At 72.0% G+C, this 18,617-nt stretch carries 15 protein-coding genes; 10 read left to right on the plus strand and 5 right to left on the minus strand.

Going from position 1 to position 18,617, the window contains the following annotated elements; genetic code table 11:
• Positions 1 to 112 precede the first annotated feature (112 nt).
• On the plus strand, positions 113 to 739 hold the full coding sequence (locus tag ABD208_RS19350) for a LysE family transporter (RefSeq protein ID WP_344106208.1): 627 nt from the start codon (positions 113 to 115) through the stop codon (positions 737 to 739).
• Positions 740 to 845: 106 nt separating this feature from the next.
• On the opposite strand, the gene ABD208_RS19355 is transcribed toward ABD208_RS19350, so the two are convergent.
• Together ABD208_RS19355 and ABD208_RS19360 are read right to left on the minus strand one after the other, a co-directional pair.
• Complete coding sequence (locus tag ABD208_RS19355; protein ID WP_344106210.1) at positions 846 to 1,487, minus strand: hypothetical protein; 642 nt, start codon at positions 1,485 to 1,487, stop codon at positions 846 to 848.
• Positions 1,484 to 2,698: an AAA family ATPase gene (locus tag ABD208_RS19360; RefSeq protein WP_344106212.1), complete on the minus strand. Its 1,215-nt coding sequence runs from the start codon at positions 2,696 to 2,698 to the stop codon at positions 1,484 to 1,486. The genes ABD208_RS19355 and ABD208_RS19360 overlap by 4 nt, the downstream gene beginning before the upstream one ends.
• Before the next feature lie 198 nt (positions 2,699 to 2,896).
• Between ABD208_RS19360 and ABD208_RS19365 the strand changes: the two genes are divergently transcribed.
• From ABD208_RS19365 to ABD208_RS19375, 3 genes are read left to right on the plus strand one after another with little or no spacing between them, the layout of a single operon-like run.
• Entirely contained in the window at positions 2,897 to 3,928 is a 1,032-nt protein-coding gene (locus tag ABD208_RS19365; RefSeq protein ID WP_344106215.1) for a tripartite tricarboxylate transporter substrate-binding protein, read from the plus strand.
• 10 nt (positions 3,929 to 3,938) lie between these two features.
• A complete protein-coding gene (locus tag ABD208_RS19370) occupies positions 3,939 to 4,517 on the plus strand; it encodes a tripartite tricarboxylate transporter TctB family protein (protein ID WP_344106218.1) in 579 nt (192 codons plus the stop codon).
• A gap of 1 nt (position 4,518) precedes the next feature.
• On the plus strand, positions 4,519 to 6,027 hold the full coding sequence (locus tag ABD208_RS19375; protein ID WP_344106220.1) for a tripartite tricarboxylate transporter permease: 1,509 nt from the start codon (positions 4,519 to 4,521) through the stop codon (positions 6,025 to 6,027).
• Between the two features lie 19 nt (positions 6,028 to 6,046).
• Here ABD208_RS19375 and ABD208_RS19380 read toward each other — a convergent pair whose 3' ends face one another.
• The 3 genes from ABD208_RS19380 to ABD208_RS19390 all read right to left on the minus strand — a co-directional run bounded on the left by ABD208_RS19380 (position 6,047) and on the right by ABD208_RS19390 (position 10,308).
• Positions 6,047 to 6,793, minus strand: coding sequence for a sulfite exporter TauE/SafE family protein (locus tag ABD208_RS19380; RefSeq protein ID WP_344106222.1), 747 nt, complete (start codon positions 6,791 to 6,793; stop codon positions 6,047 to 6,049).
• A 34-nt stretch (positions 6,794 to 6,827) separates the two neighbouring features.
• A complete protein-coding gene (locus tag ABD208_RS19385; RefSeq protein ID WP_344106224.1) occupies positions 6,828 to 8,081 on the minus strand; it encodes an ROK family transcriptional regulator in 1,254 nt (417 codons plus the stop codon).
• Between the two features lie 73 nt (positions 8,082 to 8,154).
• On the minus strand, positions 8,155 to 10,308 hold the full coding sequence (locus tag ABD208_RS19390; protein WP_344106226.1) for an alpha-galactosidase: 2,154 nt from the start codon (positions 10,306 to 10,308) through the stop codon (positions 8,155 to 8,157).
• Between the two features lie 133 nt (positions 10,309 to 10,441).
• Here ABD208_RS19390 and ABD208_RS19395 point away from each other — a divergent pair, with 133 nt between their 5' ends.
• Genes ABD208_RS19395 through ABD208_RS19420 form a run of 6 tightly spaced genes read left to right on the plus strand, consistent with a single transcriptional unit; the run spans position 10,442 to position 18,556 of the window.
• Entirely contained in the window at positions 10,442 to 12,124 is a 1,683-nt protein-coding gene (locus ABD208_RS19395; protein ID WP_344106228.1) for an ABC transporter substrate-binding protein, read from the plus strand.
• Between the two features lie 30 nt (positions 12,125 to 12,154).
• Positions 12,155 to 13,144, plus strand: a complete 990-nt coding sequence (locus ABD208_RS19400) for an ABC transporter permease (RefSeq protein WP_344106230.1) — start codon at positions 12,155 to 12,157, stop codon at positions 13,142 to 13,144.
• 15 nt (positions 13,145 to 13,159) lie between these two features.
• Positions 13,160 to 14,194, plus strand: coding sequence for an ABC transporter permease (locus ABD208_RS19405; RefSeq protein ID WP_344106232.1), 1,035 nt, complete (start codon positions 13,160 to 13,162; stop codon positions 14,192 to 14,194).
• Positions 14,191 to 15,051 carry an ABC transporter ATP-binding protein gene (locus tag ABD208_RS19410; RefSeq protein ID WP_344106234.1) on the plus strand — a complete coding sequence of 287 codons (861 nt, stop codon included), beginning with the start codon at positions 14,191 to 14,193 and terminating at the stop codon, positions 15,049 to 15,051. Before ABD208_RS19405 ends, ABD208_RS19410 begins: the two co-directional genes overlap by 4 nt.
• Entirely contained in the window at positions 15,048 to 15,944 is an 897-nt protein-coding gene (locus tag ABD208_RS19415; protein WP_344106236.1) for an ABC transporter ATP-binding protein, read from the plus strand. Before ABD208_RS19410 ends, ABD208_RS19415 begins: the two co-directional genes overlap by 4 nt.
• Entirely contained in the window at positions 15,941 to 18,556 is a 2,616-nt protein-coding gene (locus tag ABD208_RS19420; protein ID WP_344106238.1) for a glycoside hydrolase family 2 protein, read from the plus strand. The genes ABD208_RS19415 and ABD208_RS19420 overlap by 4 nt, the downstream gene beginning before the upstream one ends.
• Positions 18,557 to 18,617 lie beyond the last annotated feature (61 nt).

The following is an 18,617-nucleotide window of genomic DNA, read 5'->3' on the forward strand; positions in this document are numbered from 1 at the left end:
CGGCGAGGGGCCTTGCGGGGCCGTGCGACGCCGGGCGCTGACGGCCGCGATGTCGGCAACGTCACGCCCCGATCGGTCCGGGTGGTCGAGGCCGGCTCCTACGCTGGTCGCCGTGTCGCTCTCGCTCTGGCTCGCCCTCCTCGGGGCGAGCGTCCTGCTCTCCTTCACGCCCGGCGCGGGTGCGATCAACACGATGGCGAACGCGCTGAGCTCCGGGTGGTGGCGGTCGATCTGGGGGATCCTCGGTCAGCAGCTCGCGCTGCTGGTGCACGTGCTGATCGTCGCCGCGGGGCTGGGCGTGCTCGTGGTGCGGACCCCGTGGCTCTTCGACACGATCCGGTACGTCGGCGCCGCCTATCTCGTGTTCCTCGGCGTGCGGCAGTTCTTCTCCAGGGCGTCCGACGACGACGCCGTGAGGGTCAGCGGCGCGGCCCCGGAACCGGCGTTCTCGATGTTCCGGCGCGGCGTCCTGGTGAACCTGACCAACCCGAAGGCGATCGTGTTCTTCCTCGCGTTCCTCCCGCAGTTCGTGCGCCCGGAGCTGCCGCTGGCGGGCCAGTACACCGCGTTCGTCGCCACCGTCGTCACGGTCGACGTCCTCGTCATGTGGTTCTTCTTCGCCACGACCGCCCACGGCCTCGGCCGGCTGACCGCGGGGGAGACCGGCAGGCGGATCGTGAACCGCGTCTTCGGCAGCCTCTTCGTCGGCGTCGGGGTACTGCTCGCGGTCATGCACTGACGCGTCGGTGATCGATGGAGCAGTACGGCGGTGGCCCGGTCGGTGCCTGTGTGACCTACCAGCGCTACTCGCGCTTGTTGCTGCCCTAGCCTGTCGCCCGACGGACCTACGACGCCGTCCGGTTGCTCAGGACCTCCTGAACCGCCTTCTCGGTGTCGGAGACGAATCGCTGGAACGACGGGAGTTCGCGGACACGGCCGTCGACGTCCAGGCGTTCGAGCAGCAGACGTCGTCGGCGGCCGAACTCGCGGTTGTCGTTCTGCCGACGGCGTCCGGTGTTGTTGCTCGCCGTCCGCATCGCGTCGCGCAGGACGTCCTTCGGGTTCCGGGTGGACTCGATGTTGCGCAGTGACGGGAGACCGAGGGGTTCGCGACCGGACGGACGCCCGCACACCTGGCGGATGTCGGATTCGCTGGTGAGCAGCCAGGCCTCCGTCATCTGAACCGGAACGATTGCGACCCCTCGCACACCGCACCGGTCGAGTGCGTCACGGACCTCGCGCAACCGGTCGTCGGGGTCGGGGCTGTCGCTGTCACGGTGGACGAAGAGCAGGTCGAACGTGCCGCCGTCGGCCAGCGCGTCGCGGATCTTGTGCTCGACCGGGAGGCTCTTCGTGATCGCCGTGAAGCCGGTCGCATCGGCGCCTGCCTGGACGATGACGTCCTCGATGACGCGCAGGAGCCCGTCGTCGCTGGTGCCTTCCCGGAGCATCATGAAGGACACCGCCGGCGTCGCTGCGCGCCTCACCGTGTTCGACCGTGGTAGTCGGTCAGCGCGGCGGGGCCGAGGCTGAGGTCGGCCCGCTCGGCTCGGTCGGTGCCTTGCAACGGAGCCAGTCGCATGGTGGATGCGGCGGTGCCGTTCCGGCGCACGCGGGAGCGGACGGCCACCAGGACGTCGTCGGGCGCCTGCAACTCGATCAAGGCGCCGGAATGGGTGTTGATCACGACCTGCCGCCAAGGGTTGTCCGGACCCGGCGGAAGGGCGGGGTCGTGGGCGAGCAGGTGCAGGAGCTCGTCCATCGCTTCGATGCTGCCCGGGTGGATTCCGTTCTCGGGTTCCTCGATCGCGTACAGACCTGTGGCCTCCGGGTCGTGCAGGAGCGTGCACAGGGCGAGAAACCTCAGCGTGCCGTCCGAGAGCTCGCGCGCCGGCAGGAGTGGTCCGTCGCCGGCAGCCGCAAGCAAGGTGAGAACCTCGCGGTTGGTGTCGTGCTCGACGTCGATCTGCCGGACGTCGGTCAGCGCCGACAACGATGCGGCAACCGCGGCGAATGCGTCCGGGTCGGTTTCCCGCAGGCGCAGCAGCACTGCCGGCAGGTGGTCGCCGTCGGAACCGAGGCGCGAAGCGCCGAAGGCGCTCTCCGGGCGGCGGAGGGCGGCCGGGTTGAGGCTGAGCACCTGCCAGCGCTGCATCTCGCGGCGGATCGCGAGCAACACCGGTTCGTCGGCGCGTGTTGCCGTACCGACCACTGTGCGGGTCGTGGCCTTGGTGTGTTCGAGCAGCGGGGTCGTCAGGGCCGACGACGTCGGTCCGAGCGCCAGGACGGCCTCACGAGCTATGACGAGTTCGCGACGCTTCCGTTCCGGCGCGTGCTCCCGGATCTCGATGTCGATCTCGTAGCGCAGCCGGGTGTGCGGGACCGCGACCGTTTCCCCGAGATCCGAGGCGACGGTGTCCGCGACAGTCATCTCGGCGGCAAGCTGCATCCGGGCAGTGCCTGGTGGCTGCGCGTCCCAGAAGAGCCGGGCCGGGGCCGACCGGTCGGCGTCGTTCGCCCGGATCCCGGCCAGGGCGTCGGACACGTTCTGGTCCGCGAGCGCGGAGAGCAGGACGATGGCGTCGAACATGTTCGACTTGCCCACGGCGTTGGGCCCTGCGATGCAGGTGAAGGAGTTCAGGTCGGCGGTGAATCCCAGCAGGTTCTTGAACCCGTCGACCTCCAGACGGGTCAGCATGCGTGCTCCGTTCGGTACTGGGCAGTCACGAGCCCCAGTATCGCCGATCGACGCTTCCCGGCTGGAGTCCCCTTCCCTGCGTGTTGACGCGCAGCCGGCTGCAACGAACCGGACACGCCATCGGGACGAATGTGGCGCCCGTCACATCATTGACTGTAAGTTGGCTGCATACCGCATCGACGACGATCGGAGAGTGCGATGTCCATCCACCCACGGACCAAGCATCTGGCGATTCCCGGCAATCGGGGGCGGCGCGTGGTCGCCGCGGCCCTCGCCCTTCCGCTGGTGGCCGGCCTCGCGGCCTGCGGCGGCGGGGGCGGTGACCCCGCCGACTACCCGGAGGACGACATCGAGATCGTCGTCCCGTTCGCCGCCGGCGGCCCCACCGACACCGTGACCCGCATGATCGCGGAACCCATGTCGGAGGAACTTGGCGCGCAGCTCGTCGTGCAGAACGTGGAAGGCGCCGGCGGCACGGTCGCGGCCGGGCAGGTGGCCACCGCGGACCCGGACGGCTACACCGTCCTGATGCACCACATCGGCATGTCCACCGCCCCCGCGCTCTACGGCGAGGACCTCGCCTACGACCCGGTCGAGGACTTCAGGACCATTGGCCTCGTCACCGAGGTGCCCATGACGATCGTCGCCCGCAGCGACCTCGAGCCGGAGACGCTGGAGGAGTTCGTCGCGTACGTCCAGGAGAACCAGGACACCGTCACCATGGCCACCGCCGGTGAGGGTGCGGCGTCGGACCTGTGCGGACGCCTCCTGACCAGCGCCCTCGGCGTCGAGGTCACCGTCGTGCCCTACGACGGCACCGCGCCCGCCATGGAGGAGCTGGTGGGCAAGCAGGTCGACTTCATGTGCGACCAGACCACCAACACGACCGGCCAGATCACCGACGGCGCGATCAAGGCGTACGCCGTCACCACGCCCGAGCGGATCGACGCCCTGCCGGACCTGCCCACCACCGCCGAGGCCGGTCAGCCCGACATCGAGGTGTCCGTGTGGCACGGCCTCTACGTCCCGGCCGGGACCCCGGACGAGATCGTCGAGAAGCTCACCGGCGCGCTCCAGGTGGCGCTCGCGGACCAGGCCGTGGTCGACCAGATGGCGGAGCTGGGCACGACACCCGTGGAGCAGGACCAGGCCACGCCCGAGGCCCACACCGAGCTGCTGACCGAGCAGATCGACTCCTGGGCCGAGGTCATCGGCTCGCAGGGAGGCTGAGATCAGCGCGTTGCGACCCCGCTCGACGGGCGACGTCGTCGCGGGCCTGATCTTCCTCGCGCTCGGAGTGGCCTTCGCGGTGGGCTCACTCGGGTACGAGCTCGGCGAGCTGCTCGACATGGGGCCGGGCTACCTCCCGCTCGTGCTCGGCCTCGCCCTGGCCGCGCTGGGGCTGGCCTGCGTCGTCAAGGCGTACGTCGCGCCCGATCCGGTGCCCGACGCCGGTCCGGCCGGCCCCGGCGGTCAGGGCGCACCGTCCGTCGTCGTCCCCGGCGACGGTGCGCCCGCCGGCGCGCGCGACGCCGTCCCGTCCGACGACGCCCCCGACCCGCGCCCGCTGGCCGGCCTCGAGTGGCGTCCCGTGCTCGCGATCGCCGCCGCGATCGTCTTCTTCGCGCTGACGATCGACGGCCTCGGCCTGATCCTGGCGACCTTCGGCGCCGTGCTCCTGTCCTCGCTGGCCCGCGGCGGCGTCCCCTGGCTGCGCGTGGTGATCACCTCGGTGGCCCTGACGGCGCTGTGCTGGGTGGTCTTCGTGCTCGCGCTGCAGCTGCGCCTGTCCCTGTTCGGCGACTGGCTGGGCGGGTGACATGGACCTCCTGGACAACCTCGCGCTCGGCTTCTCCGAGGCGCTGGCCTGGCACAACGTGCTGTTCTGCCTGCTCGGCGTCGTGCTCGGCACGGCGGTGGGCGCGCTGCCCGGCATCGGCCCGACGGCGTCGATCGCCCTGCTCCTGCCGCTGACCTTCGGGTTCGACGACCCGGTGTCGGCCATCATCATGCTCGCCGGCATCTACTACGGCGCCCAGTACGGCGGTTCGACCACCGCGATCCTGCTCAACATCCCGGGGGAGTCGTCGTCGGCGGTGACGGCGATCGACGGGCATCCGATGGCCCGGCAGGGCCGGGCGGGCGTGGCCCTGGCCGCGGCGGCGCTCGGCTCCTTCTTCGCCGGATGCGTGGGAACGCTCGTGCTGGCGGCCGCCGCGGCCCCGCTCGCGCGGGCGGCCCTCACGTTCGGCTCGGCCGACATGTTCTCGATCGTGGTGCTCGGCCTCGTCGCGTCCATCGCGCTGGCCAGCGGGTCCACGCTCAAGGCCCTCGCCATGATCGTGCTGGGCATCCTGCTCGGCATGATCGGGCAGGACACGTTCACGGCCGTCCCGCGGTTCACCTTCGGGCTGCGCGAGCTGTGGGACGGGCTGAGCTTCGTCTCGGTCGCGGTGGCGATCTTCGGCATCGCGGAGATCCTGAGGAACCTGCACGACCCCCGCACGCGCACCCGCGTGGCGGCCGAGGTCACGACCCTCTGGCCGACCCGCGCCGACCGGCGCCGCATGATCGGCCCGGTGCTGCGCGCGACCGGCCTCGGCTCGGTGCTCGGCGTGCTGCCCGGCGGCGGGCACGTGCTGGCCGCCTACGGCTCGTACGCGGTGGAGAAACGCGTCTCGCGGCACCCGGAGGAGTTCGGGCACGGCGCGATCGAGGGCGTCGCGGGGCCGGAGGCGGCGAACAACGCCGCCGCGCAGACGTCGTTCGTGCCGCTGCTGGCGCTCGGCCTGCCCGCGCACCCCGTGATGGCACTGCTGCTCGGCGCGCTGATCATCCAGGGCATCCAGCCCGGCCCGGGCGTCATGCAGGCCCAGCCCGAGCTGGTGTGGGGGCTCATCGCCTCGATGTGGATCGGGAACGTGCTGCTCGTGGTGCTCAACCTGCCCCTGATCCGGGTGTGGGTGCGGCTGCTCGACGTGCCGTACTCCATCCTGTTTCCCGCGATCATCGCGTTCGCCTGCATCGGCACGTATGCCATCGACCAGAACCCGTTCCACGTGCTGGTGATGGCGGTGCTCGGGGTGGGCGGGTTCGTGCTCGTGCGCTGCGGCTGCGAGCCGGCGCCGCTGCTGCTGGGGTTCGTGCTGGGCCCGCTGCTGGAGGAGCACCTCCGCCGTGCGCTCATCCTCTCGAAGGGCGACCCGTCGGTGTTCCTCACCCGGCCCGTCTCGGCCGTGCTGCTCGGGCTGGCGGCCCTCGCCCTGGTCGTGACGGTTCTGCCCGTCATCCGCCGCAAGCGCGACAGGGTCTTCACGGAGGAGGGCTGAGGCGGTCGCGTCGTCGTGCTCACACCGTCAGCAGCCCCCGCACGAGCGCCGTCGCCGCGCCCGCGACGGCGACCCCCACCGCGACCCGCGCGGCGACGCGCGCCGGGACCCGCCGCGCGCACCACGCCCCGGCCGCCACGCCGGCGCCGACGGCGCACGCCAGCACGGGCCAGACCCACCACGCGGGCGCGCCGCCGGCGGGTACGGACCCGAGCAGCAGCTTCGTGGCGACCGACATCAGGTTCATGGCGAGCAGCAGCGGCTGCAGCGTCGCCGCGAACGACCGGTGCTCCCACCGCGTCGCCAGCGCGTAGGCCGCCCATGCCGGGGCGGCGACCCCCGAGGTCGTGTTCATGAAACCCGCGGCGAGCCCGGTCACGACGGCGGCGCCCCGGCCCCGCACGCGCGCTGCGCGCCGCAGCGCGGCCGACGCCGCCAGCGCGAGCAGCACGGACCCGCCGACGACGACGTCGAGCCAGGCCGTGTCCGCGGCCCGCACCATCAGCGCCCCGAGCACCGACCCGACCACCATCAGCGGCAGCAGCGCCGCGAACCGCCGCCAGTCCACGCGGTCGCGCAGCGCCCGCAGCACCAGCAGCGAGGTGACCACGGCCGCCACGTTGCTCACCAGGACGCCGGCGGCGGGCCCGAGGAACAGGGTGAGCACGGGGGCGGCGACCATCCCGAGCCCCATCCCGGCCACCCGCTGCAGCCCGGCCCCGAGCACGCACGCACCGCACGCCGCGAGCAGCACCCAGGTGTCCACCCTGGGCACGTTACCGGTCGCGGGGGCGGTCCGGTCAGGCGTCCGCGTCCTGCGGGGCCGGTGCGGGCGGTGACTCCAGGAGGCTGCGCAGCACCATCGCCGCCGCGCCCACCGCGGGCGCGAGCGCGACGTCGGGGGCGAGTTCGGCACGGACCGTATGGACGTGGCGCATGAAGACGGAACGTTCGAGCACGGCCTGGAGGGCGTCGCGGTACACGGGACCGACGTCCCCGGTGAACGCGTTGCCCGCCAGCACGACACGGCCGACGTCGAACAGGTTCACCAGCGTCACCGTCGCCGTGGCCAGCATCCGGGCCGACTCCTCGACGAGCCCGGCGGCGGCGGGGTCGCCGTCCCTGGCCGCGCCGGCGACGGCCAGGAACACGGACAGCGGGTCGGACGGCGAGCCCGGGGCGGTGCCCGGCAGCGCACCGTGATCCAGCCGCAGGCGCGCGGCGAGCCCGGCGTCGGCCCGGGCGCGGCTCGCGACGGCGGTCGGCCCGGCGACGGTGTCGAGGCAGCCGCGGTTGCCGCAGTCGCAGCGCGCGCCGCGGGCGTCGATCGAGATGTGGCCGAGTTCGACGCCGTTCGACGTCGTCCCCCGGTAGGGGTGCCCGTCGAGCATGATCCCGGCGCCGATCCCGGCCGACATGAACACGACCGCGAAGCTGGCCGGCGCGTCCTTGGCGGCCTGGATGCCGATGCCCGCCGCGGTGGCGTCGTTCTCGATCGTCACGGGCAGCCCGGTCGCCTCGGCAAGGGTCGCCGCGACCGGGTACCCGAGCCAGGCCGGCGTCGGCTGGGGGGTGAGGAGCACGCCGGCGTCGCGGTCCTGCGGACCGTGCGTCGCGAGGCCGATCCCGGCGACGGCGGAACGGTCCACCCCGGCGTCTTCCAGCAGGCTCCGCACGTGCCCGGCGAACTCCGCCACGACCACCCCGGGCTCGCGCTCACCCGCACCCGCCATCCGGCGTCGCGCGACCACCCGGCCCGCGAGATCGACGAGCACGCCGACCGCGGCGAACCGGTCGAACTGGATGCCGACCATGTAGCAGGCCCCGGCCGCCAGCTCCAGCAGGCGCCGGGGCTTGCCCCGGCTGGAGGGCACGGTACCCGTCTCATGGACGTAGCCGAGCGCCATGAGCTTGCGGACGGCGTGAGTCATGGTGGCCTGGGTCAGGCCCGTCTCGCTCGCCAGCTCCACCCGGCTGATGGGCCCCTGGTCCCGGATGATGTCCAGCACGGCCGCGAGCGTGGGCGGGCGCGTACCTGCGCCGAACGATCTCACGAAATCTCCCCCTCGGTGGTCCGGCCATACTTTAACGGCTCAAGTCCTCCGTGCCCGCGCTCCGGCCGGTGCGTCACCTCGCAGCATCACTGCCCGCGCCGGCCGGCGTGAGATGCAGGAGCACGGCCTGCGCCGGCCACAGCGTCGGCGGCTGGAGCCCCACCTCCATGAGCGTGCTCCCCGGCAACGTGACGCCTTCGGCCAGCCAGCCTGGCGTGATCCAGCCCCATTCGGCGGCGCCGATGTCGTCGCGTACGCGGACCGTGTAGCGGCGCGCGGGATCGAGCCCGTCGAGGCGAACTCGTTCGGTCAGCGCTTCCTCCAGGGACGCGACGGTCGCGATGGTGAAGACGGCCTCCGACCGGTCGGCGGACACCACGCCACGGACCCGCAGGGCCGGGTCGGAGACGTCCGGGTGGACCACGGACCCGGTGTGCAGCAGGTCGCGCAGCTCCTTGTAGAGGGCGGCGAAGGCGCTGATCTGCGTGGTCTCCTCGACCGTGCAGCCGAGCAGATCCCATTCGAAGCCCGCCGAACCGTGCAGTGAGGTCGCGATCCGGTAGGACAGCGCGGTCGCGCGCCCCGAGGAGTGCGCGGGTGAGGGGCCCACATGCGCCCCGATCAGCTCGGGCGGCAGGACGAGTTCGGTCCAACGCTGGATGTCCTGGCGCTCCACCGGGTCGTTGGAGTCCGACGCCCAGACCCGGTCGGTGTGCTGGAGGATGCCCAGGTCGGTGCGGGCGCCGCCGGACGAGCAGGACTCGATCTCGAGACCCGGGTGATCGGCTTTGAGGCGGTCCAGCAGCCGGTATGCGGCAAGCGTCTGAGCGTGGGTGCCGGGTGCGCCGGCGTGCACCGGTTCGACGAGGTCACGATTGTGGTCCCACTTGACGAAGTCGACCCCGAGCCGCTCGATCACCGCCGACATCTGCCGCCGGACGTGGTCGAAGGCCTCGGGGTCGGCCAGGTTCAGCACGAACTGCCCCCGAAAGGAGATTCCGGGAGGTGCGGGCACCGAGACCGGGCTGGCCAGGAGCCACTCCGGGTGGGTGCGGGCGAGCTCCGAGTCGAGGTTGACCATCTCCGGCTCGAACCAGAGCCCGAACTGCATGCCGAGGTCGTGGACGAGACCGGCCAGCGGCTCCAGGCCGCCGGGCCAGACGGCGGCGTCGACCTCCCAGTCCCCGAGCCCGGCGCTGTCGTCGCGGCGGCCGAGGAACCAGCCGTCGTCGAGCACGAACCGCTCGACGCCGACCTCCGCTGCCCTGCGGGCGAGGCGGGCCAGCCGCTCCGGGTCGTGGTCGAAGTAGACGGCTTCCCAGGTGTTCAGCACCAGTGGCCGCGGGGCGCGGGGGTGCTGCGGGCGGGCCCGCAGCCACGTGTGGAACCGGTCGGCCACGCCGTCGAGCCCGGCGTCGGACCACGAGAAACAGGCGGCCGGCGTGCGGTACGTCTCGCCCGGCTCCAGGCGGATTTCGCCGGGTCGTAGCAGCTCGCCCACGCCGAGCAGCGTCGTGTGATCGGTGACGCGGTCGGTGCGGTGCCGTACGTCGGCGCTCCATCCGAGGTGGACCGCCCAGACCTCGCCGGACCGGTTCCGCGGCGTTCCCCGCGAGGCCAGCGTGACCCAGGGCGCGTCATGGCCGCCGCGGCCGCGGCGGCTCTCCCGCACCGTGGCGCCACGGGGCATCACCGTGGTCAGCGGTAGCTTCTCGCGGGTCCAGCGGCCGGAGAAGGTGGTCACGTGATCGGCCGCCCGGGGGACGGGCAGGGTCGCCTCGATCCACGAGACCTCGACGACGCCGCGGCCCGTGTTGCGTAGCTCGTGGTCGATCCGGACCAGCCCGCCCGCGCCGATCTCGATGCCTGTGCGGAGTTCCAGGCCCTCGTCCGGGTCGGTTGCCGTGACCTGGACCTCCGACGCGGAGCGCTGCTCGGACGTCGCCTTCCAGCGGGGGAACACCGGGTTGCCGTCGCGTGCGACGAGCAGGCCGGGCCGTCCCGGCCACCCGTCGCCCTCCTGCGGCAGGAGCGAGAGCCGGCGGGCGGCGTCGAGCGTGCCCGACGGTTCCTGGCGTTCGGTCGCGCGCACGAGATCGCCCAGTTCCGGCTCGGTCAGCGGCCCGGGATCGTGCCCCCAGTGCAGCACGCCGGGCAGGCCCGCGGGTGGGTGCGTGAGCACCAGGGCGACGCCGTCGCGCCGCAGGAGCATCGGGGTGGTGGTCATGGGTGATCGGTCTCCGTCCGGATCGACGCTGAGTCTTGACAGACTAAATTTAGCACGTTAAGAATATTGCTACGGCGCCATGACGGCGCCCGGAAAGCTCCGGGGTCGTGACCCCGGCCGTGAAAGGACGACGATGTCACTCATCACCAGGACGCGAGGCCGCGTGGTCGCGGCGCTCGCCGGCGCGGTAGCACTCGGTGCGCTGCCGGCCGGCTGTTCCGGCCCGGCATCCGGGGACGGCGGCGGCGCCGACGACACGCTGGTCGTGTACACCGGTCAGACCGGTGACTACCAGATCAACTTCAACCCGTTCTCGCCGTCGCGCATCGGCGGGCTCGGCACCATCTACGAGCCGCTCTTCTTCCACAACAAGGCGCAGCCCGCCGACCCGGTGGCGCTGCTCGGCACCGAGCAGTCGTGGAACGACGACGGCACGGAGCTGTCCGTCACGCTCCGCGAGGGCGTCACGTGGTCCGACGGCGAGCCGTTCACCGCCGACGACGTCGTCTTCACCTTCGACCTGCTGAAGGACAACCCGTCGGTCAACAGCATCGGGTTCGAGGGCGAGGTCACCGCGACGGACGACACGCACGTCGAGTTCGGCTTCGAGGAGCCGGCCTTCGTCAAGAGCCCCGACCTGTTGTCGGTCCCGATCGTTCCCGCGCACCTGTGGGACGGCGTCGACCCGGCCACCGACGTCATGGAGCAGCCGGTCGGCACGGGTGCGTTCGTGCTGGGGGAGTTCAAGCCGCAGGCGTTCACGCTGACGGCCAACCCCGGCTACTGGGGCGGTGCGCCCGCGCTCCAGCGGATCCGCTACGACGCCCTCTCCGGCAACCAGGCGGGTGCCGACGGCATCGCCGCCGGAACGATCGACTGGTTCACGGGGCCGATCCCCGATGTGGCCGACACCCACGAGAACTTCCCCTCGTACGAGGCCTTCACCCGGTGGCAGAGCCAGATGGTGCTGGCCACCTGCTCGGACGCCGGCGCCGGATGCACCGGGCCGCAGACGGATCCGGCGGTCCGGCACGCCCTGTACGAGGCCCTCGACCGGGAGCAGCTGAACTCGCTCGCGTTCACGGGAACCGCGGGCGAGATCTCACCGGCCTTCACCCTCACCCCGAGCCAGGACGAGTTCGTGACCGGCGTCGTCGACGAGACCGTGGCGCCGATGGAGGCCGATCCCGCCGAGGCCGCCCGGATCCTCCAGGACGCCGGCTGGACGCGCGGTGCCGACGGGATCTACGCCAAGGACGGTGAGCGGCTGACGCTGACGGTCGAGGTGGTCACCGGCTGGACGGACTACATCACCGCGATCGACACCATGGCCGCCCAGGCGCGGGAGGCGGGTATCGAGCTCGTCTCCGCCCAGTCGTCGTGGAACGAGTGGACCGAGAAGAAGGCGTCCGGGAAGTTCGAGCTGGTCATCGACTCGCTCTGGCAGGGTCCGGCTCCCGATCCGTACTACCTGTACAGCTACTTCTTCGACTCCGCCACGACCGCCGACGTCGGCGAAAGCGCCGGGAACAACTACGCGCGGTTCTCCGACCGCGCCGTCGACGAGGCGATCGCCGAGCTGGCGACCCTGCCGCTGGACGACGCCGCGGCGCGCGAGCCGCACTTCGAGACCATCCAGCGGGCGGTCCTCGAGGAGATGCCCTACGTGCCCGTCCTGACCGGCGGCACGACGAACATCTGGAACACCGCCGAGTTCACCGGCTGGCCGTCCGACGAGGACCTGTACGCGTTCCCCGCGAACTGGTCGGCGCTCGATGCCGCCGAGATCTTCAAGCGGCTCGAGCCGCGGTCCTGATCCGGCCGTCATCCCCGAGGAGGTCTCCCGATGAACTATTTCCTGCGCAAACTCGGCTTCTACGCCGTGGCCCTGTGGGCCGCGCTCACCGTGAACTTCGCGATCCCGCGCATGATGCCCGGCGACCCCGTCGACATCCTCCTGGCCAAGCTCCAGCAGCGCGGCGGCACGGTGACGCCCGAGACCCGCGAGGCCTACGCGCTCCTCCTCGGGGGTGACGACTCCGTCCCGCTCTGGCAGCAGTACCTCGACTACCTGCGGAACCTGCTGCGTGGCGAGCTCGGGGTGTCGGTGAGCTACTACCCGGCCGAGGTGTCGGACGTGATCAGCCAGTCGATCCCCTGGACGGTCGTGCTCGTCGGGCTCTCGACGGTCATCGCGGCCTGCCTCGGGGTCGCCCTCGGCGCGTTCGCGGGCTGGAGGCCGGGTACCTGGCTCGACTCGCTGGTCCCGGCGACCACCCTGCTGGCCGCGGTGCCGTACTTCTGGCTCGCCCTGCTGCTGACCTATGTGCTGGCCCGGGTCCTGGGCTGGTTCCCGATGCAGGGCGGGTACGACGTCGCGCTCACCCCGGGATGGGACGCCGACTTCGTCCTCTCGGCCGTCCGCTACGGGTTCCTGCCCGCGCTGACCATCGTCCTGGCGTCCGTCGGGGCCTGGCTGATGGGGATGCGCAACATGATGGTCTCCACGCTGTCGGAGGACTACATCCTCACGGCCGAGGCCAAGGGGCTTCGTCCCGGCCGGATCCTGCGGAACTACGCGGCTCGCAACGCTGTTCTCCCGTCCGTGGCGGGCTTCGCCATCTCGCTGGGTTTCGTCGTCTCCGGTTCGGTGATCACCGAGCAGGTGTTCTCCTACCCCGGGATCGGCAGCCGGCTGCTGGGGGCGGTCACGAACAACGACTACGCGCTCATGCAGGGCGTCTTCCTCTTCATCACCCTCGCCGTGCTGGGCGCCAATCTCGTGGTGGACCTGCTGTACGGCCTGATCGACCCGCGCACCCGCGCCCGGTCCTGACCTGGGACGGCACCCATGACGAATCCAGTCCTTTCCGTTGACGCGTTGTCCGGCGACGCCCCGTCCGGCGCCGCCGCCGGGCGGTCGCACATGCCGGACCAGCCGGTACACCCGGGGCGGCCACCGCGCACGTGGCGGCTGATGTCGCCCGGTCTCCGGGCACTGCTGCCCACGATGACGCCGTGGCTCGCCGCCGGGCTCGTGCTCGTCGTCGGCGTCACGTTGTTCGGCCTCCTCGGCCCCCTCCTCGTGGGTGATCCTCGCGAGATCCGTGACCTCGGCCTGGCTCCGCCGTCGGCGGAGTTCCTGCTCGGGACCACCCAGACCGGGCAGGATGTCCTTGCCCAGCTCGCTCACGCGACCCGCGGGTCGCTGGAGATCGGGTTCCTCGTCGGGGTGCTGGCCACGGTGTTGTCGGCGTTCTTCGGGATCTACGGGGCGTATCGCGGTGGCGTGGTCGATGAGGCGTTCTCGTTGTTGTCGAACGTGTTCCTGGTGATCCCGGGTCTGCCGCTGGTGATCGTGATCTCTGGTTTCGTGCCTCGGGAGAGCCGGGGGTTGTGGACGATCGCGGTGGTTCTGGCGGTGACGGGCTGGGCGGCGTCGGCTCGTGTGTTGCGCGCGCAGACCTTGTCGGTGCGTGGCCGGGACTACGTGGCCGCGGCGCGGGTCGCGGGGGAGCGGCCGTGGCGGGTGATCGTGGTGGAGATCCTGCCGAATCTGCTGCCGGTGATCGCGTCGCAGTTCGTGTTCGCGGTGATCGCGGCGGTCCTGTCGGAGGCGGGCCTGTCGTTCATCGGCCTGGGTGCCTCCAACTCGGCCACGCTGGGCACGATGCTGTTCTACGCGCAGAACGGTTTCGCCCTGTCGCTGGGCGCGTGGTGGTGGTTCGTGCCGCCGGGTCTGGTCATCGCGCTGATCGGGACGGGTCTGTCCCTGATCAACTTCACGATCGACGAGGTCATCAACCCCAGGCTCCGCAACCAGCGCGAGCAGCGTCGACGTGTGCGCCGCGCGCGTCGTGCCGCACGGAAGGAGCAGCTCTCGTGACGACGTCGTCGACCCCCGTCCTGACCATCGAGGACCTGACCGTGGTCTACGAGGCCGAGCACCCCGTCACCGCGGTCCGGGACGTGAGTCTCGCGCTGCACCCCGGCGAGATCCTGGGCCTCGCGGGCGAGTCCGGCTGCGGCAAGACCACGCTCGCGTACGCCGCGGCGCGGCTGCACCGCCCGCCGGCCCGGATCGCCTCCGGACGGATCACCTTCCATGACCGCTCCGGCGAGGACATCGACGTGCTCGGGCTCGACGACGCCCGGCTGCGTGCGTTCCGCTGGGACAAGCTGTCGATGGTCTTCCAGGGGGCGATGAACTCCCTCAACCCGGTCACCACGGTCCGCGCCCAGCTGAGCGACACCCTGCGCACCCACCGGCCCGAGCTGTCGCGCGCCCAGATCCGGGAGCGCTCGGCCGCCGTCATCGAACGCGTCGGCGTCGACCCGGCCCGCCTCTCGTCGTACCCGCACGAGCTGTCCGGCGGCATGCGCCAGCGGGTCATGATCGCGATGGCCATGCTGCTCGAGCCGCAGGTCATGATCATGGACGAGCCCACCACCGCGCTCGACGTCGTCGTGCAGCGCGACATCCTCCGCGAGATCGTCCGCCTGCGCGACGACCTCGGCTTCGCCGTCGTCTTCATCACCCACGACCTGCCGCTCCTGCTCGAGATCAGTGACCGGATCGCGGTCATGTACGACGGCGAGATCGTCGAGCTGGACACCGCCGCACGCCTCCGGCAGGAGGCGCGGCATCCGTACACGCGCAAGCTGCTCGGGTCGTTCCCGAGCCTGTCGGGCGAGCGCGGCGCGTTCATCCGGACCGGCGCCGAACCCGAGGAGCGCTCATGACCACCGTCACCGTGACCGACCTGGTCAAGGACTACACCCTCCGCTCCGGCCTCCGGCGGACGCGGCTGCGGGCGGTCGACCGTGTCGGCCTGGAACTCGTCCCGGGGCGGACCGTCGCCCTGGTGGGGGAGTCCGGCTCGGGCAAGTCGACCATCGCCAGGATCCTGCTGCGGATGGAACGGCCGAGCGCGGGGTCGGTCGAGATCAGGTCCGACGGCGTCCCGGTGCCCGCCCGGGATCACCGCCGCCACGTGCAGATGGTGTTCCAGGACCCCTTCGCGTCCCTCAACCCGTTCCATTCCGTCGAGCACCACATCGCCCGCCCGCTGCTGATCCACGGGCGCACCCGCACCCGGCACGAGACGCACCAGCGGGTGCTGGAGATGCTCGAACGCGTCAACCTGAGCCCGGACGTCGCCGCCCGCAGGCCCCACGAGCTGTCCGGCGGGCAGCGGCAGCGCGTCGCCATCGCCCGTGCGCTGGCCCCCGGCGCCCGGGTCCTGGTCGCCGACGAGCCCGTCTCCATGCTCGACGTGTCGATCCGCCTCGGTGTGCTCAACCTGCTCGGCCGGCTCCAGCGCGAGTCCGACCTCGCCGTGCTCTACATCACCCACGACCTGGCCACGGCCCGGCACTTCTCCGACGAGATCGTGGTGCTGTACCGCGGGCGGGTGGTGGAACGCGGCCCGTCCGACGCCGTGATCCTCGACGCCCGGCACGAGTACACGCGCCTCCTGGCGCTGTCCGCCCCCGATCCCGAGCGGCCCGGCCGGGTCGTCGGTGACGCGCCCGCGCGCGGCGTCATCGGCAACGACCGCTGCTACGACCACTACGCCGGGGCCTGGGTCGAGGCCGGGACCCCGTCGTCTTCCACCCCGAGGAGCATGACATGACCTATCTGCCCGCGACGTTCCGCGCGCTCCACGAGCGCTGGTCCCTGACCGCCCCGTCTCCCGGCACGGTCCCCGAGCCGATCACAGCGACGCTCGCCGCGGGCATCCCGGCGGAGGTGCCGGGCGAGGCGCACCTCGACCTGCTGCGGGCCGGCCTGATCGCCGACCCGTTCGACGGGGCCAACGAGGCCGGCCAGCAGTGGATCGGCGACACCGACTGGACGTACTCGACGACGTTCGCCTGGAGCGACGACGGCGCCGCCCGTCACGACCTGGTCGCCCACGGTCTGGACACGGTCGCCGCGGTGGAGCTCAACGGCGTCCTCCTCGGACGCACCGAGAACATGCACCGGTCGTACCGGTGGGACGTGCGCGCCGCCCTGCGCGAGGGCGAGAACACGCTCACGGTCTCGTTCACCGCCCCGGTTCCGGAGGCAGCGGCGCGCGCCGCGCGCGACGGCGCCCTGCCCCGGGTCAACCATCACGAGTACAACCAGTTGCGCAAGATGGCGTGCTCCTTCGGCTGGGACTGGGGGATCGACGTCGCGGGAGCCGGGATCTGGAAGCCGATCGGCCTCGACTCGTGGTCGGGGGCACGGATCACCTCGGTGCGGCCGCTGGTCGACGTGACCGCGGGCGACGGCGCGCACGACGGCCACCTGGAGGTCCATGTCGGCATCGAGCGCGACGGCGTCCGCGGCGACGTGGAGGTACCCGTGGCGCTCGCGGTGACCGGGCCGGACGGCCGGGTGCTGCACGCCGCCGGGAGCGTCGCGCCCGGTCAGGACTCCGCCACCGTCAGGCTGACCGTTCCCGGCGTACGCCGCTGGTGGCCGGCCGGGTACGGCGACCAGCCGTTGTACGACGTCGAGGTCAGCCTGCCGCCGGTGGTGGGCGAACCGTCCGGGGTCCCGGCGTCGGATGCCGCCCGGTGGGCGGGCCGGGTCGGCTTCCGCACGGTCGCGCTCGACACGTCCGACGACGACGGCGGGGCCGCGTTCCGCCTCCTGGTCAACGGCGAGCGGGTGCTCGTCAGGGGCGTCAACTGGATCCCCGACCACGCCTTCCTGACCCGGGTCGACCGCGACAGGTACGCGCGGCGGATCAGCGACGCCGCCGAGGCGAACGTCAACCTGCTGCGGGTCTGGGGCGGCGGCATCTACGAGTCCGACGACCTGTACGACCTCGCCGACGAGCGAGGGCTGCTCGTCTGGCAGGACTTCCCGTTCGCCTGCGCGGCGTACGGCGAGGACGAGCGGATGCGCGCGGAGGTCGAGGCCGAGGCGCGGGAGAACATCGCCCGCCTCAGCCCGCATCCGTCGCTCGTGCTGTGGAACGGCAACAACGAGAACACCGTCGCGTGGGTCGACTGGGGCTGGGCGGGGCGCCTGGCCGGGCGGCCCTGGGGCGACCACTACTACTCGGAGCTGCTGCCGGGCCTGCTCACCGAGCTGGACCCGACCCGGCCCTACTCGCCCGCCAGCCCGTACTCCTTCGGCGACTACCGCAGCCCGAACGACGAGCGCTACGGCACGGTGCACGTCTGGGACGTGTGGAACCGCGAGGACTACACGGCGTACGCGCGCTGGCGGCCGCGGTTCGTCGCCGAGTTCGGGTTCCAGGGCCCGCCCGCCTGGTCCACGCTGACCGGCGTCGTCCACGACGAGCCGCTCGACCCATTCGGCGAGCAGATGCTCGTGCACCAGAAGGCGAACCTCGGCAACGCCAAGCTCCGGCGTGGCTGGACCGGGCACCTTCCCGATCCCCGGTCCATCGAGGACTGGCACTGGACGTCCCAGCTCAACCAGGCGCACGCGATCAGGTTCGGCGTCGAGCACTTCCGTTCCCTGACCCCGTACAACACCGGCACCGTCCTGTGGCAGCTCAACGACAACTGGCCCGTGGTGTCCTGGGCAGCCGTCGACTTCGCCGGGCATCGCAAGCCTCTCTGGCACGCCCTGCGCGACGTCTACGCCCCGCGTCTGGCCACGCTGCAGCCCCGCGCCTCGCAGGAGGCCGCCGCGAACACGTGGGAGGGCACCGAGCCCGAGCCGGACGTGCTGGCGCTCGTCCTCGTCAACGACACGGCGGAGCCGTACCGGGGCTCGTTCGTCGTGACCCGTGAGGACTTCGGTGGCGCGGTGCTCGCCAAGGTCGTCCTGGACGTGACGGTTCCAGCCCGGGGCGCCGCCACCGTGGAGATCCCCTCCGGCGTCGCGGTCTTCGAGGACCCGGGTTCCGAGGTGCTGGTGGCCGTCGCGGGCGAGGAGGACGCCGGGTTCGCGCCGTCGTACCGCTACGGGGCGGAGGTCGCCGGACAGCGGCTCGAACCACGGCCGCTGCGCGTCGTGGCCGACGCCGACGCCGTCGACGGCGGCTGCGAGCTCCACGTGAGCGCGACCTCGCTGGCCCGTGACGTGTTCTGCCACGCCGACACCGTCGATGCCGACGCCCGCGCGGACCGCGGCATGATCACGCTCCGGGCCGGGGAGTCGGCGACGCTCCGCATCGCGTCGCCGGCCGGTGCCGACCCGGCGGCGTTCGCGGCGGCCGTGCGGTGCGCGAACGACCTGACCGGGCCCGCCGGGCCCGGCGTCCCCGGCCGGGCCTGACGCCCCTCGACCTCGCCTCCCGGCACCGACGCCGGGAGAGCGACCACCCGACCGGCGGGCG

This window comes from Myceligenerans crystallogenes (genome assembly GCF_039529775.1).
In the GTDB taxonomy this organism is placed as follows: Bacteria; Actinomycetota; Actinomycetes; order Actinomycetales; family Cellulomonadaceae; genus Myceligenerans; species Myceligenerans crystallogenes.

Excerpts from the sequence above, each read along its gene's own strand:
- ABD208_RS19360 (WP_344106212.1), bottom strand. The coding sequence starts at position 2,698 with ATGCTGACCCGTCTGGAGGTCGACGGGTTCAAGAACCTGCTGGGATTC.
- ABD208_RS19365 (WP_344106215.1), top strand. The coding sequence starts at position 2,897 with ATGTCCATCCACCCACGGACCAAGCATCTGGCGATTCCCGGCAATCGG.
- ABD208_RS19375 (WP_344106220.1), top strand. The coding sequence starts at position 4,519 with ATGGACCTCCTGGACAACCTCGCGCTCGGCTTCTCCGAGGCGCTGGCC.
- ABD208_RS19390 (WP_344106226.1), bottom strand. The coding sequence starts at position 10,308 with ATGACCACCACCCCGATGCTCCTGCGGCGCGACGGCGTCGCCCTGGTG.
- ABD208_RS19395 (WP_344106228.1), top strand. The coding sequence starts at position 10,442 with ATGTCACTCATCACCAGGACGCGAGGCCGCGTGGTCGCGGCGCTCGCC.
- ABD208_RS19400 (WP_344106230.1), top strand. The coding sequence starts at position 12,155 with ATGAACTATTTCCTGCGCAAACTCGGCTTCTACGCCGTGGCCCTGTGG.
- ABD208_RS19405 (WP_344106232.1), top strand. The coding sequence starts at position 13,160 with ATGACGAATCCAGTCCTTTCCGTTGACGCGTTGTCCGGCGACGCCCCG.
- ABD208_RS19415 (WP_344106236.1), top strand. The coding sequence starts at position 15,048 with ATGACCACCGTCACCGTGACCGACCTGGTCAAGGACTACACCCTCCGC.
- ABD208_RS19420 (WP_344106238.1), top strand. The coding sequence starts at position 15,941 with ATGACCTATCTGCCCGCGACGTTCCGCGCGCTCCACGAGCGCTGGTCC.